Origin of the sequence: Methanobrevibacter sp. (assembly GCF_045116495.1) — an archaeon.
GTDB lineage: Archaea > Methanobacteriota > Methanobacteria > Methanobacteriales > Methanobacteriaceae > Methanocatella.
In genome coordinates this window covers 1-14,180 of record NZ_JBGULU010000187.1, presented here as the reverse complement: position 1 = coordinate 14,180, position 14,180 = coordinate 1, and the positions used below count along the sequence as shown (strand labels likewise).

The 14,180-nt window shown below is 32.1% G+C and carries 16 protein-coding genes; 11 read left to right on the top strand and 5 right to left on the bottom strand.

Features of this window, described 5'->3' with window-relative positions; translation table 11 throughout:
• Positions 1-207: 207 nt before the first annotated feature.
• The 6 genes from ACJMLH_RS09915 (at position 208) to ACJMLH_RS09890 (ending at position 5,243) form a co-directional block, all read left to right on the top strand.
• Entirely contained in the window at positions 208-588 is a 381-nt protein-coding gene (locus tag ACJMLH_RS09915) for a hypothetical protein (RefSeq protein WP_405277228.1), read from the top strand.
• An 80-nt stretch (positions 589-668) separates the two neighbouring features.
• The gene (locus ACJMLH_RS09910) at positions 669-2,285 is read left to right on the top strand and encodes a CTP synthase (RefSeq protein ID WP_405277226.1); all 1,617 of its coding nucleotides are present in this window, start codon (positions 669-671) and stop codon (positions 2,283-2,285) included.
• Positions 2,286-2,387: 102 nt separating this feature from the next.
• Positions 2,388-3,254 carry a prepilin peptidase gene (locus ACJMLH_RS09905; RefSeq protein WP_405277224.1) on the top strand — a complete coding sequence of 289 codons (867 nt, stop codon included), beginning with the start codon at positions 2,388-2,390 and terminating at the stop codon, positions 3,252-3,254.
• Positions 3,254-3,676, top strand: coding sequence for a class III signal peptide-containing protein (locus ACJMLH_RS09900; protein WP_405277222.1), 423 nt, complete (start codon positions 3,254-3,256; stop codon positions 3,674-3,676). The genes ACJMLH_RS09905 and ACJMLH_RS09900 overlap by 1 nt, the downstream gene beginning before the upstream one ends.
• A gap of 73 nt (positions 3,677-3,749) precedes the next feature.
• Positions 3,750-4,556, top strand: coding sequence for a hypothetical protein (locus tag ACJMLH_RS09895; RefSeq protein ID WP_405277220.1), 807 nt, complete (start codon positions 3,750-3,752; stop codon positions 4,554-4,556).
• Between the two features lie 6 nt (positions 4,557-4,562).
• Positions 4,563-5,243: a TIGR00289 family protein gene (locus ACJMLH_RS09890; RefSeq protein ID WP_405277218.1), complete on the top strand. Its 681-nt coding sequence runs from the start codon at positions 4,563-4,565 to the stop codon at positions 5,241-5,243.
• Here ACJMLH_RS09890 and ACJMLH_RS09885 read toward each other — a convergent pair whose 3' ends face one another.
• From ACJMLH_RS09885 to ACJMLH_RS09875, 3 genes are read right to left on the bottom strand one after another with little or no spacing between them, the layout of a single operon-like run.
• Entirely contained in the window at positions 5,244-5,783 is a 540-nt protein-coding gene (locus ACJMLH_RS09885; RefSeq protein WP_405277216.1) for an AAA family ATPase, read from the bottom strand. It lies immediately after the preceding gene.
• 10 nt (positions 5,784-5,793) lie between these two features.
• Complete coding sequence (locus ACJMLH_RS09880) at positions 5,794-6,528, bottom strand: phosphopantothenate/pantothenate synthetase (protein WP_405277214.1); 735 nt, start codon at positions 6,526-6,528, stop codon at positions 5,794-5,796.
• 11 nt (positions 6,529-6,539) lie between these two features.
• The gene (locus ACJMLH_RS09875; protein ID WP_405277212.1) at positions 6,540-6,923 is read right to left on the bottom strand and encodes a hypothetical protein; all 384 of its coding nucleotides are present in this window, start codon (positions 6,921-6,923) and stop codon (positions 6,540-6,542) included.
• 294 nt (positions 6,924-7,217) lie between these two features.
• On the opposite strand from ACJMLH_RS09875, the gene ACJMLH_RS09870 reads away from it, so the two are divergent.
• Both ACJMLH_RS09870 and ACJMLH_RS09865 read left to right on the top strand, forming a co-directional pair.
• Positions 7,218-8,264, top strand: a complete 1,047-nt coding sequence (locus ACJMLH_RS09870; RefSeq protein ID WP_405277210.1) for a ribonuclease H-like domain-containing protein — start codon at positions 7,218-7,220, stop codon at positions 8,262-8,264.
• A 1-nt stretch (position 8,265) separates the two neighbouring features.
• Positions 8,266-9,771 carry a HEAT repeat domain-containing protein gene (locus ACJMLH_RS09865; RefSeq protein ID WP_405277208.1) on the top strand — a complete coding sequence of 502 codons (1,506 nt, stop codon included), beginning with the start codon at positions 8,266-8,268 and terminating at the stop codon, positions 9,769-9,771.
• Here the strand turns inward: ACJMLH_RS09865 and ACJMLH_RS09860 are convergent.
• On the bottom strand, positions 9,766-10,524 hold the full coding sequence (locus ACJMLH_RS09860) for a ferredoxin (protein WP_405277206.1): 759 nt from the start codon (positions 10,522-10,524) through the stop codon (positions 9,766-9,768). The two genes, ACJMLH_RS09865 and ACJMLH_RS09860, sit on opposite strands and share 6 nt — an antisense overlap.
• 248 nt (positions 10,525-10,772) lie before the next feature.
• Here ACJMLH_RS09860 and ACJMLH_RS09855 point away from each other — a divergent pair, with 248 nt between their 5' ends.
• Both ACJMLH_RS09855 and ACJMLH_RS09850 read left to right on the top strand, forming a co-directional pair.
• A complete protein-coding gene (locus ACJMLH_RS09855) occupies positions 10,773-11,846 on the top strand; it encodes a Coenzyme F420 hydrogenase/dehydrogenase, beta subunit C-terminal domain (protein WP_405277204.1) in 1,074 nt (357 codons plus the stop codon).
• A 96-nt stretch (positions 11,847-11,942) separates the two neighbouring features.
• Positions 11,943-12,971, top strand: a complete 1,029-nt coding sequence (locus ACJMLH_RS09850; protein WP_405277202.1) for a M42 family metallopeptidase — start codon at positions 11,943-11,945, stop codon at positions 12,969-12,971.
• Between the two features lie 119 nt (positions 12,972-13,090).
• Here the strand turns inward: ACJMLH_RS09850 and tsaA are convergent, their stop codons facing one another.
• Positions 13,091-13,576 (bottom strand): tRNA (N6-threonylcarbamoyladenosine(37)-N6)-methyltransferase TrmO, encoded by a 486-nt coding sequence (tsaA, locus tag ACJMLH_RS09845; RefSeq protein WP_405277200.1) that lies wholly within the window; start codon positions 13,574-13,576, stop codon positions 13,091-13,093.
• 445 nt (positions 13,577-14,021) lie between these two features.
• Here tsaA and ACJMLH_RS09840 point away from each other — a divergent pair.
• A partial coding sequence (locus ACJMLH_RS09840; RefSeq protein ID WP_405277230.1) for a molybdopterin-binding protein occupies positions 14,022-14,180 on the top strand: 159 nt, incomplete at its 3' end.

Sequence of the window (14,180 nt, the reverse complement as noted above, 5' to 3'; positions counted from 1 at the left end):
GACATTTTCATGGCATGCGGCAATGATGACTTTTTGCATGACAAGAACGTTGATTTTTATCAATTTTTAAAATCCAAAGATATTGATGTTGAATTTGTTGAAGCTCCCGGTGAGCATACATGGGAATTTAGCGAGAAGTATATTAAAGAATTCATTAAAACATTGTAAAAATGTATGAAGAAGGTAAGTTTAGGGATTTGTGATAATATGAGATGTCCTGAATGCGGTAATGAGTTGGATGAGGATAATTACTGTGATGAATGCTATAAGTTTTTTGATGAAGATGACTTTGAGGAATTTTCTGATGATGATTTAACAAATGACTTTGAGGATGTGGATTACGACTCCATGGTGAATAATGGCGATGAGATTTGTCTTAATTGCACGTTCTGGTCTGTAAGTCCATACGGTTCGGCTTATGGTATGGTTTGCAGAAAAGGCCAGTTCAGTGAAGGTCCGGGTGATTCCTGCGAGCTGTTTGTTCCGGAATCCCATTTTGCAAGCTATGGTAATAATGGACAGTATCAGTTTAATGAAACCGGACAGACAATTTCAAATAAATTGTATCATTGGAAAAATAATCGTTAGGAAATAATTTTCATTTATAAATGAAATTAAATTTTTATATATCATTAATTACTTAAATTATATTGTATTTATTAATTTCAATGGGAGAGGATTTATTGACAAAGTATATTATAATTACTGGTGGGGTAGTTAGTTCCATAGGTAAGGGTATTACATCAGCATCTATGGGAAGAATTTTAAGATCTTACGGTTTAAAGGTTTCAGCTATTAAGATAGACCCGTATTTAAACTGGGATTCCGGAACACTCAATCCATATCAGCATGGTGAAGTATTTGTCACTCATGATGGAATGGAAACCGATTTGGATCTTGGTCATTATGAAAGATTTTTAGATGTTGAACTTGATGGACTAGCTAATATTACAACAGGAAAAGTTTATGAATCTGTAATCGCAAAAGAAAGAGAAGGAGGATACTTGGGAGAATGTGTACAGGTTATTCCTCATATCACTAATCGTATAAAAGAGATGATTAGGGAAAACTCTGAAAGTGCTGATTACGATGTGGTTTTGGTAGAACTTGGAGGTACTGTTGGAGATATTGAAAGTCAACCTTTCCTTGAAGCTTTAAGACAACTTAGAAATGAAGAAGGGCGTAAAAACGTCATGTTTGTCCATGTTACATTTATTCCCTACCTAAATGCAGCTGGAGAATTCAAAACCAAACCAACCCAACATTCCACTAAAGAATTAAGAAGTGTCGGAATAAATCCTGATGTTATTGTATGCAGATCACAGGAGCACATCGATGATGCTTTACTTGCAAAAGTAGCTCATTTCTGTGATGTTGACCGTGATGCGGTAGTAAATACTCCTGATGCAGGCACAATTTATGAAGTGCCTTTGGTTTTAGAAGATAAAAACATCGGTGAGTTCATTGTTAATAGAATCGGTTTGGATGTCGAACCTGATTCTTCTAAATTAGATGAATGGAGAGATATAGTCAATTCTCTTAGAATAACTGACCCTGAAGTTACAATTGGTATTGTCGGTAAATATGTTGAACTTGAAGATTCATACATCAGTATCCGTGAATCTTTACTTCATGCAGCCGCAAGCATTGGAGTTAAAGCCAACATTCAATACTTGAGCTCTGATGTTGAAGAATTGGATGAGGAAATCTTAAAAAGTTTCGATGGTATTCTAATTCCTGGAGGATTTGGAGAACGTGGTTTTGAAGGCAAATTGGATGCAGTGGATTATGCAATCGAAAATAATGTTCCTTTATTCGGAATCTGTCTTGGAATGCAGTCAATGGTAACCCAATTTGCAAGAAGAAACGGATATCCTGATGCAAACAGTTCAGAGTTTGATGATAATTTGGAATTCCCTGTTATTGATATGATGGAAGAGCAAAAGAAAATCAAGAACATGGGAGGAACTATGCGTTTAGGTTCTTATGACTGTAAAATCGTTGAAGGAACAAAAACCTTTGAAGCTTATGGTGAAGTTGATATTGAAGAACGTCACAGGCACAGGTATGAATTTAACAATGATTACAGAGAAGACCTGCAGGAAAAAGGCTTGATTATTTCTGGAACCAGTCCTGACGACTTCTTAGTTGAAATTGTTGAACTTCCAGGTCATCCATGGGCTATTGGTTGCCAATTCCATCCTGAATTTAAATCAAGACCAAATAGGCCACATCCTTTATTTAAATCATTTTTAGAAGCTATTTATGAGTTTTCTAAAAATTAATTTCTTTCTTTTTTTTCAAACTGCCACAATATTGCAAGTTGGCACAATATAATGAGATGAATTTCTATCTAATTAATATAGATGCTAGTTTAATCTATATTCATGAATTTCAGTAGTATATTTTTAATTCAAATTATTGTAACGATTTTATTTTCGATTTTAGCAACAATATTTGATTTAAAGAAGAATTTTGTTCCGGATTGGTTAAATAATTTATTGCTGGCATTTGGATTATCATCAAATTTAATTTTGACTATGGTAACAAGTAACGTTAAATTCATTTTAGCTTCTATTATTTCAATGCTTATCACATATGCTATATCATATCTTTTATGGCAATTGCATTTATGGGGTGGTGGCGATGTAAAATTATTCACTTCAATTGCTACAGTTATACCATTTGGAATTAATATAGAATTCTTGAATATTTTTCCGTTATTGTCAGTTTACCCGTTTACCTTTAGCGTAATATTAAATAGCATTCTGGTGTCATTTCCATTTTTGGTGGTATTCACAACAAGATTAATCATAAAAAACAAGTTTATAAAAGATAATGCAGATTTGCTGATTAACATATTTAATTACAACGCGTTAAGGTTATTGATAAAAAATACTCTTAATAAGCCGGTCAAGGTTAAAGATTTGGAAGAGGGAATGATTGTCAATAAGTACAGTTTCAATGATGACCATGTTTGCCAGTTAATAGAAGAGTCAAACGGAAATTTAAAGGTTTATAAGAGTAAAGATAATGAATTCAAATATTATTTTAAATCCAGAAGTGCCGGAGGCATTACACAAAGGGATGTGACCCTGTTAAAGGTGATGTGTGCTCAAAAATTCATCTCGGATAGCTTGTGCATTAAATTGGGATTTCCATTTACACCGTCCATAATGATAGGTCTAATCATAGCCCTAAGCTATGGGGATTTGATGATGCTGATTACAAAAAATTTGGTGTTGGTGGTCTGATGGACAGTAAAGGTCAGGTTTCTCTTGAATATTTATTGATATTTTCCATTTCTTTGATAATCTTAATTGTTTTTACATTGCCTCTTTTGGAACAAAGCATGGATAACACCTTTGATGTATCTGATTCAATTAAAACAAAGGCGGATTTATCTAAAATTGCCCAGGCGATAAAGGAAGTTTATGGTGACGGCCAGGGATCTAAGCAGACGGTTTATCTTGACATTGATAAGCCGGTTAAGATTGACATTACAAAAAATCACGTATCTTCTAAAATCAAACTCAAAAACAATCAACAAAAGGAAATAAGAATTGATGTTATTTCAAAATTAGAAAAAACCTCATTTAAATTATCTGAGGGTAAGAAAACTTTTGTAATAGAATGGCCAGAAAATAGCCAAAACATGATAATCCATCAGGAATAGTCAATTTTTCATACAAAATTATTTAACTTGTTAATTTAAATATTTAAATTAATAGTTAATGGCGTGTGAATTTATGGATATACTAATTGCAATTATTTACATTATTTTATTTATTTTAATGATGGTATTTATTTTTTCAGTAGGAATGTTAAGACCATACATGCCCAAAAAAGAACTTGCTTTAGTGCTTGTAGCAGCTTTTATTATTGGAGCCATTGGAGGAGCACTCTTTTTAGAGCCTATTTATCAGGAAGTGCCTTCGGTTGCAACTATGGTTGAAAAAAATATTCCAGGCAATGAAGAAACAATGTATTTGGATTTATCATCTTCAGTAAATATGAATGAACTTAAAAAGGATTTGGAATCAACTGAAGGTTTTATTTCTTTTGATGAAACGGGTATTACTATTCCTTTGTGGAAATTTAATGATCAGGAATACCAGTATTTCAATTCTATTTTAGGCAATATAGATTCCCATTATAAAAAGTATAATGTAACAGAGGACGGTAAACTTGAAATAGAACTCGAAGACAATTATTCTTCATATGATGCTTTAAAATCATTTTCCGATTGGTACAGGTTAGTTTATGGAGGATCCATTTCCTACGGTCAGGTTCATGCAGAACTGGTAGTTGATTCAGCATCCGTAGACGAGTTCAGAAATCTTTTACTGGAAAAAGGAATTGTTCCAAGTAAAATGGAAGGTCCTATACAAAATACTCTAAATGATACAACCACCTCCCTGCTGCCAAGTTATCAGTTTGTTTTAGTGACTGGTGTAGTAGGTGTTATTGTTGCAGCATTGGGCGTTTACTATGAGTCTTTTGGAGTTTTCTCAAGAAAATTCAAAAAGTTCATGGGCGAAAAGCGTAAAAGGTAATGTTTTATGAATGCTGCCGTTTTGTTTTCGGGAGGTAAGGATAGTACAATGGCTTTGTATTATGCTTTAAAAATGAAAGAAGATGTTAAATATCTTCTTTCTATGAAATCTCGAAATGACGAATCATATATGTTTCATGTTCCCAATATTCATGTTACTGATTTGCTTGCAGAGGCTGTTGATATTCCGTTAATGTCTGTTGAAACGGATGGTGTTAAAGAGGAAGAACTTAAAGATTTGAAGCAGGCTTTTATAAATCTGAAAGATTCAGGTGTTGAGTGCATATATACCGGTGCACTTTACTCACAATATCAAAAGTCAAGGATTGAAAAGTTAGGACAGGAAGTTGGATTGGAAATAGTTTCTCCATATTGGCATGTTAATGAATTGGATTACATGAGAGAGATTGTTTCTCTTGGTTTTAAAATAATCATATCCGGTGTTGCCGCCTGGGGTCTGGATGAAACTTGGCTTGGAAGATTAATTGATGATGATGTCATCGATGAGCTGGTTGAACTCAATGAAAAATATTATGTTGATATAGCTTTTGAAGGCGGTGAAGCCGAAACATTAGCTATAGATGGACCTATTTTTAAAAAAAGACTTAAAATATTAAAAGATAGAAAAGAATGGCATCGTGATAGTGGTGTTTACATAATTGAAGATGCCGTTTTAGAAGAAAAATAACTACAGATTAATTTCCCTGAAATATTCTCTTATTTTTTCCTGATAGCTTTCTATGTCGCTTTCGTTTATGATAATTTTATCTGAAAGGGAAATTACATCACCAATACCGAATCCCAATTCAGTCACGTCTCTTTTGTGAAATCCTTCATAGTCTTGGGAATCATCTTCCCTGTTTCTTATTTGCAATCTTTTAAAACGTATGGTTGGATTTGCAAAGATTGAAAGGACAATGAAGTTATCGAAGTTTTCCTTAAACATGTCAACTTCATGTGGACTTCTAATTCCTTCAATGAGGACTAGACTTGTATTGTCCTCTTCTTGAATTTTTTTGATTTTTTTGATTGTAAGTTCTGAAACAATATCGTTACCAAATTCTTTTCTTAAATTAACTGCTGTTTCTTTAGTGGATTCTCCTCGTTTTTTGGCTTCTTCTCTGATAATGTCCCCCATACTCACAATGATTGCTCCGTTTTCAACAGCAATGTCAGAAACAAAACTTTTTCCACAGCCAGGTAGGCCAGATACACCCATTACTTGCATTATATCATCTTCATTTTATTTTTATTTGTTTAATTGATTCTTTAAGGTTTTCTTCATTATCAAAATCATTAACCATTTCAATTAAAACTTGCTTGTCTTGAGTTTTTAAGTCTTCAGCTATTTTTGTCATAAATGGAATTGCTCTTACAATATTGTCCATAATTGAAACGTCAGACATTTTTGAAGTTCTAGAAAGTGGATTTAAATCGATTGTAATAATGTTTTTACCGCTTTTTTTAAGGATTTCTGCCCTGTCTCCATCTTCAAGAGGAATTAAGATGGTGTCTGCTGAATATATTCCGGTTTTACTTGCTGATGCTCTGTTATTTTTAATATCGTTTAAATATTCCATATCGTCATCCAAAGATCCGAGAATATCCTTGTATCCGTGGCTCCTGTATAAGGAGGTGATTAATTCCACTCTTTCATCAGTTCTATAAAATAGATTGATTTCAATTTTGGCATCAACGGTTCTTGCTAATTCGATTATTTCGTCTATTGCCAGTGCTGTTGCATTTCCGTTAACAGAAATCACCGGATTTTTTGATAAAAGTAATGCTGCAACTCCAACATACATTGCTCTTTTTGCAGGATATGTTGTTTTTTCACCAATCAAATAATCAAAAGCCTCTCCTCTTCCATGTGCAATCATTGCAGAATCTGCCAGGTATCCTTTTTCAGCAGCTTTAACGATTTTGTCTCGCAACAGTAATGATTCGTAACGTGGATGTGATTTTGGTATCATTTTCTATCTCCTTATTTTAAATCAATATTCATCTGAGCTAAATATCCTAAAAAGGTTGTTATTAATAAGGTCATGATAATCATTGAAAAAACATGTAATGTATAATCTATGAAAATTAAGTTTGGTCTGTTCGGTATTATAAAGAATACTAAGTCCAGTATGATGTCAATTATAACAAATATTGCTCCAACGGTAAATCCTTCAATAACTTCATTGGTATCAATATTTCTGATGTAAAATATTCCAAATAATCCAGTAATGAGAATTATTGATATTGGAGCTATAATATTGACATGTGGAAGTGAACTGCTAAAAAAAGGATTTAATACTTGAGTTATAAAGTATGTTATAATCCATATTAAAATTCCAAAGATTATTGCTAATTTTAATTTCATGTTCAAACCTTAATTTATACTTTGGTTTGAAAAATTTATATATTTTACTAATATTTTTAAAAAAAGTTTGGGATGATTGGGTAGTTATGTGTTATAACCACCCAATAACTTGTTTTTACAAGCTTTTAGAGAAATGAATTTTAAAATTTGGCTGTTTAATCTATCTCTCTGGCTACATTGTAGCCAAATATATATTTGTTGTAATACTATATAAAGTTATTTGTATTTTACAAAAATTCAATTATACTTTATTAAAAAATTATATATTATTTGATTTTCATATAGTTAATCTGAATGACAGATTATAGCGAACATGAAATGTATCTACGAAAAGTTCTTTCTAATTCAATTGGTTCTTTAAATCCATCCGAAGAAGCTAAAAAAACTGCTAGAAAATATTCAAATTCATATTTTAAGGATTATAAACAAAAACTTTTAAATGATTATGATGGAAAAAAATTAGAAGACATTGAAAATTCGAAGATAATTTCCACTTCATATGGCGATACATTAAGAGTCACTCATAAAGAAAAAATTGATTTTGAAATTCACGATAATAATTTTAAAAATCAAATAAACAACAATCTCAAATTATTGCCAAAAATTGGGATTAAAACAGAAGAAAATCTAAAAAATAAAGGTTATGATACAATAGAATCACTTAAAAACCATGATAAATATTGTGATATTGCATCAAGCTTCCTTGATAAAATTGATGATTTGTCATTTGCAGAAATTATTGAAATACTGGACTGCAACAAATACACTAAAAAATGCAGGAATAATGTTTTAAAATCAATAAGCTTAACGGACAGAGAAAACTTCAAATTTATGGATATTGAAACATTGGGTCTTTCAAATGTTCCAATAATACTGATTGGAGTTGCGGAATTAAGGCATGATAAAATAATTTCTACACAATACTTTTTAAGAGAAATTTATGAAGAGCCGGCAGTCATTGAGGCATATCTGTCTCATTTGGATGATGATTCCGTCCATGTGACATTCAATGGTAAAAGCTTTGATGTGCCGTTCATTAAGAATAGATGTTTATACAATAGAGTGGATGCTAATCTGGATTTGCCTCACTTGGATTTGATGTATTTTGCAAAAAATCTATGGAAGGGACGGCTTCCAAATTGTCAGCTGCAAACTATTGAAAAGGAATTGTTCGGTATAGAACGTGAAGGTGATGTTCCTGGTCAATACATTCCTGATTATTATAATACTTATTTAAACGAAAAAAATATAGGGCCGATTGTTCCAATAATAGAACATAATCGCCAGGATATAGTTTCACTTGCTAGTTTTCTAGAGAAAATGTATGGGGAAGTAAATTAAAATGGGATTTTTTGATAGATTTAAAAGCAAAGATACAAAAAAAGAAAAGAAGCCTATTCCAAAAGACATTGAAATAGACGAAGATCAATTGATTTTGAAAGAAATTGCAATGAATGCTAAGGATAGAAATGAAAGGGCAATAGCAGCAGATAGTATCACGGATCAATTTGTAGCATTGGATATAGCTAAAAATGTAAAGGACAGGGCTATTAGATTAATTGCTGCAAACAAACTTAAGGATGAAAACTTACTGTGGGATGCTGCTGAAAATTCAAAATTCTTTGATGTCAGAAGCTTTGCATATGAAAGGCTTGGTGAAAACAATAAATCAATAGCAGAAATTGTAATCAACACCAAGAAAAATAAAAATGTTGATGAGATATTTAATAAGATAACTGATGAAGAAACCCTAAAGGACATAGCTATTGAAGCGATTGATAAAAATTACAGAAGATTGTCTTTAGAAAAAATAGAAGATGCAGATGTATTGTATGATTTGGTGTTTAAAGCAAAGGATTCTTCAATTAGAAAATCAGCAGTAAATAAGGATAATTTCACCAGTGAAGAAATCCTGCAAAAAGTTGCAATTGAAGACAATGATGAAGGGGTTAGGATTGCAGCCATTAAAAAGATTTCAAATGAGGAAACATTGGCTAAAATTGCAATACAGGAAGACAACGCAAAAATAAGATCTATAATCTTTGGCAAAATCGAAAATGTTGAAATCTTAAAGGATATTGCCATGAATTCAGAAAAATCCGATGTTCGCTTGGATATCATTTATAAAGTTGACGATAATGATTTATTAAGTTATATGGCTTTAAATGATTCAGATAGTGTTGTTCGAAGTGAAGCGGTTAAAAAGATTACGGATGATGAAATATTGCTGAAAGTCATTAACCATGATAAAGACCCATTTGTAAGACAGATTGCCGTAAAAAACCTGACAAATACACAGGAGTTAATCACTATTGCATTGAATGATGATGATCAGTATGTAAGAGCCCATGCGATTTCAAATCCTACCATAACTGATGAAAAAGACTTTACATATGTTGCAATCAATTCAACTGATAGTGATGTTGCCACAGAAGCTATGGAACACATTACCGATGAGAAAAACTTCATTGAAATATTAAAGAATGCTAAATTGGAGGATATTAGAAAATCCACATTGGATAACATTACTGATTTGGAAACATTGATTAGAATTGTTCTGGCAAATAAAGATGAGGAATTCTCTTTAAAAGCTTTAAATAAGATTAAAGTTGAAAAATGCATAATTAAAATTTATGAACAAGGAATTTCTGAAAATATTTCTGTAAGAGCAGTTTCATTAATTAGAAATCAGGAAGTTCTCACCAACATTGCTAAAAATGATGATTCCTGGAGAGTTCGTGAAACCGCCTGTAAAAAAATAGTAAGTAAAAAAGTATTAAGGGAAATTTCAAAAACCGATGAAAATGAATATGTAAGAACAGCGGCTAAAAAGAAAATGAATTTATAAATAAAATTCAGGTTCTTTTCTTTCACTGTTTGCCTGTTCAAATGCCGGTTTTTTAGCTTCAAAAGCTTCTCCTGTAAACATACGTGCATCTTCAGGGCATATATGTATGCATGCTGTACATCTTGAACATAAATCAAGGTCTGTTTCAATCGGGTCGTCATCAGGAATTGCTTTTTCAGGACAAATTGAAACACAGTCATAACAGAATGAGCAAAGCGCATCATCTGTAGATATGACAAACGGCAATTGTTTATAGTCGGTGTAAGGTCTGTTTCCAGGTATTTCACTTTCTAAACTTTCTCCGGATTCTATTTTTTCCATACATTTTTTTGCGAATTCATTGATTTTTTCAATATCGCTTGCATCGGGTCTTCCTACTGCAACGCCATCAAATATTGAGTGATGGCTTATTGTTGAGGCAGCTGCAATAACATTAAAGTTATTTTCTCTAAGCAGATCTACCAATTCAAGCAATGAATCTGATACATGTGCATTACCATAGTTTACAACTGCTATTGCTTTTGTATTGTCTCCTTTAAGTTGGGATAATCTTTCACGTCCGCTTTTAGGAATCCTTCCTGCAAAAACAGGCATTCCGACAATGACAATATCGTCATTTGCAAAGTCCTTTGAAGAGTTAAAATTCAATAGGTCGCAAGTCTCTTTTTTAGATGTAAAACTACTGGCAATTTGGTCAACTACCTGTTTGGTTGTGCCGGATGGGCTGAAAAAAATTTTTGTTACATTTGACATACTCTCACCTATTTTAATATTGGATTTACATTAACTTAATGATTTCGAACACTTATTTTTAATTTTTCATTAGTAAGCTATTTTTTTGTTTAATTTTTAATTTTGTTTGTTTTTAAAATCTAAACCAATGGTTTTTCCATTCTGAATTTAATTGATTTTGTTCAGTTTTTTGAAAAACTTTATATATGTTAAATGCAAAAATAATTATGGTGGAAGTTATCTTCCGGTCTATTGAACGAGGTGTAAAAGTGACAGAAATTAAAACAGCAATGGTCGGTACTCCCTGCCAGATATTAGCTGCAACAAAAATCAACAAATATGAAAATCAAACTGGCGGATCACCTATTGATGTAAAAATAGGTTTGTTCTGTATGGAAAACTTTTCTTATTCATATCTTGAGAAATATTTAAAAGGTCAGGGCATAGAATTATATGAAGTAAAAGAATTTAGAATTGATAAAGGAAAATTCATTGCAAAATTGATAGACGGTAATGTATTTTCCATTCCAATTGCAGAAACTGAACCTTTTACTCGTAAAAATTGTCACATCTGCACTGATTATACTTCTGATGTTTCAGATATTTCAGTAGGTTCAGTTGGATCTCCTAGCGGATATTCAACAGTTATTGTAAGGTCAAAAAAAGGTAGAGAAATTATTGAAGATGCTATTGATAAAGGTTACATTACCATTGAAGAGATGCCTGAAAAAGGCCTGAACCTCTTAAAAAGAATAGCAAATCAAAAAATTTCTAAAAACACTAAAAGATATAAAAAAAGAGAAGCCGTTGCAAGACCAGTACTTTCAAAAAGGGCAATGAGTGAAGAGGAAGTTATAAGGGAAGCCCGCTTATGCCAATTTGAAAACCTGCAAAATGATGTTATCAGTGTAGGGTCATGTGTTTTATGCGGAGCCTGTGAATATGTATGTCCAATTGATTCAATTCAGATAAACCACAGAAAACCGGTATCCAAAAAGGAATGTGAAGATGATTGTCATGCATGTTATTTTGCATGCCCTAGAACATTTGTAAGCAATGAAATATATCCTGAAGACATTGACGAAAAACCGCTTGGAAACTATCTTGATATCTACTCAGTTAAAGCAGATTCAATTATAGGTCAAGACGGGGGCGTAGTTTCAGCAATTCTGGTATACTTACTTGAAAATAACATCGTAGATGAAGTATCTATTGTTGGAGAAGATAAAGATGCACCTTGGAGGCCTCAATCAAAACTCACTTCATCAGTTCAGGATGTAATTATGGCGGCCGGAACTAAATACAGTACCACACCAATCGGATTTAAAGCTTTAAACAGATAGGAGTTGACGCTCCTTTTTTCACTATTTTTTTTCGAAATTGTTATCAATAGAAACTATTTAATATTATTAAATGTATAAAACTTATTTGGTGATAAGATGGAATTAATGAGAGAGCTTTCTTTAGCTCCAGGTGTATCTGGCAGCGAAGAAGAAATAGCTAAAATTATTACACGTGAATTAGAAGATGTAGCTGATAAAATTGAAAAAGACAGTATGGGAAACCTAATAGCTACTAAAAAAGGTGAAAAAAAGGCTCCTACTGTAATGCTTGCAGCACACATGGACGAAATTGGTCTAATGGTTAGATTCATTGACGATAATGGATTTATTAAATTCTCTAACATTGGTGGAATAAATGATCAAATGTTGATGAACCAAACTGTAACTATTCATTCTTCTGTTGGAGAACCTGTTGTTGGTGTAATCGGCTCAAAACCACCTCACGTTACTAAAGCTGAAGAGAAAAACAAAGTTGTTAAAGCGGAGGATATGTTCATTGATATCGGTGCAAAAGATAAGGAAGATGCCGAAAAAATGGTCAGAATAGGAGATAAGATGACCTTCAATGCACTCTTTGTAGAATATCCGAATAACCTGATTATGGGAAAAGCTTTGGACAATCGTGTCGGCTGTTATGTGATGATGGAAGTTTTAAAAAGAGTTGAAACCAGAGCTACCGTTTATGGTGTAGGTACCGTTCAGGAAGAAGTAGGTTTGAAAGGTGCTAAAACTTCTGCATTCAAATTAAATCCTGATTTAGCTATTGCACTCGATGTAACTTTATCTGGTGACCATCCTGGAATTAAACCGGAAGAGGCACCAGTTGTAGCAGGCAAAGGTCCGGCTATAATTTTAGCGGATGCCAGCGGAAGAGGTATCTTGACCCAGCAATCCGTTAAAGACATGCTTATCAAGGCTGGTGATGAAAATGATATTCCTTACCAATTGGAAGTAAGTGATGGTGGAACCACTGACGGTACTGCAATCCACTTGACCCGTGAAGGAATCCCAACCGGTGTTTTATCAGTCCCTACCCGTTACATACACACTCCAGTAAGTGTATGTAGTATGGACGATATTGAAGCAACCATTCAATTGATAACTGCAGCTATAAATAATTTATAGCTAACTTTTTTCTTTTTTTAGAGGATTTGATGATTTTGAATGTGAATATAATCATCTTAAAGAAGTAATGGTTGTAAAATAATTAAAACTGGATTTTTCGAAAATTTTTTTGTGATAGATTATTTAAATCTATCATCTGATTTTTGTGATTTTGCTTTTTGGTGTTTTGTTTCAAACCATCCTATTTTTAACTCATCTATTGTATCTTCATATAGTTGAGGTACATATGGTTTGATGTCTAAAAGGGGTGTTTCGTTTAAAACGTCAATATTTTCAACATGAACTGTATTTCCTTCTACTTTATTTACTTTAACAACACTCATTCCTATTCTATTTGGCCTTTTCGGTGATCTTGTTGCAAAAACGCCATGAGTATCATTGTCCATAAAAGGTTTTACTTCAAGCATGTATCCCTCTACCTTATGTAGCAAGTAGATAATGTGAATATGAGAGAATCCGTCAAGGTCTTTCAGGCCATCTGCAAATTTGTCTTTAATTTCAATAGTTCCTTTTATTCCTTTTGCACCTGTAGGCTGAATTGGCATTCCTTCAATTTCATTGAATTCTGTATGGATTGTACCGATTGATTCTAATTCGATTTTCATAATTATTAATTTCGTTTTTATATTATTAATATTTTCTAGTTATAAGAATCATGTTTGAAATTTGTATTTCTTTGTAATTTTCAGTATAATTTGAATTTGCATAAAGGATTTAAGTTTTTTTTTTAAAATCGAGATCTTGTCGGGATAATGTATATTCAAGTGAAATTTATGAATTTCGATAAAATTATTTATAAATATTTAATATTTCTTTAAATTTTATTATTTTAATTTATATATTTTATTTTAATTATTTAACTTTATATAAATATTTTTTTACTATTTTAAATTGTTATATTTGTTTTAATAAATAATTTTAATATAAAATATATCGATATGAAGTATTTTCGGTAATCGTTTTAAAATGTCTTATTTATGTCAAAAAACGAAATATTTATATACAATTCGATATAATGTTATATTGTCAAAAACATATTGATGTGAAATTATGAAATTAAGTGCAAGAAATCAATTAAATGGAAAAGTATCTGATGTTGATCTTGGAGCCGTTATGGCAAACATTAAAATTGAAGTTTCAGAACCTAATGTTATTACTGCTGTTATCACTAAAGAGTCTGCTGAGAAATTAGGTTTAGCAGAAGGTGAT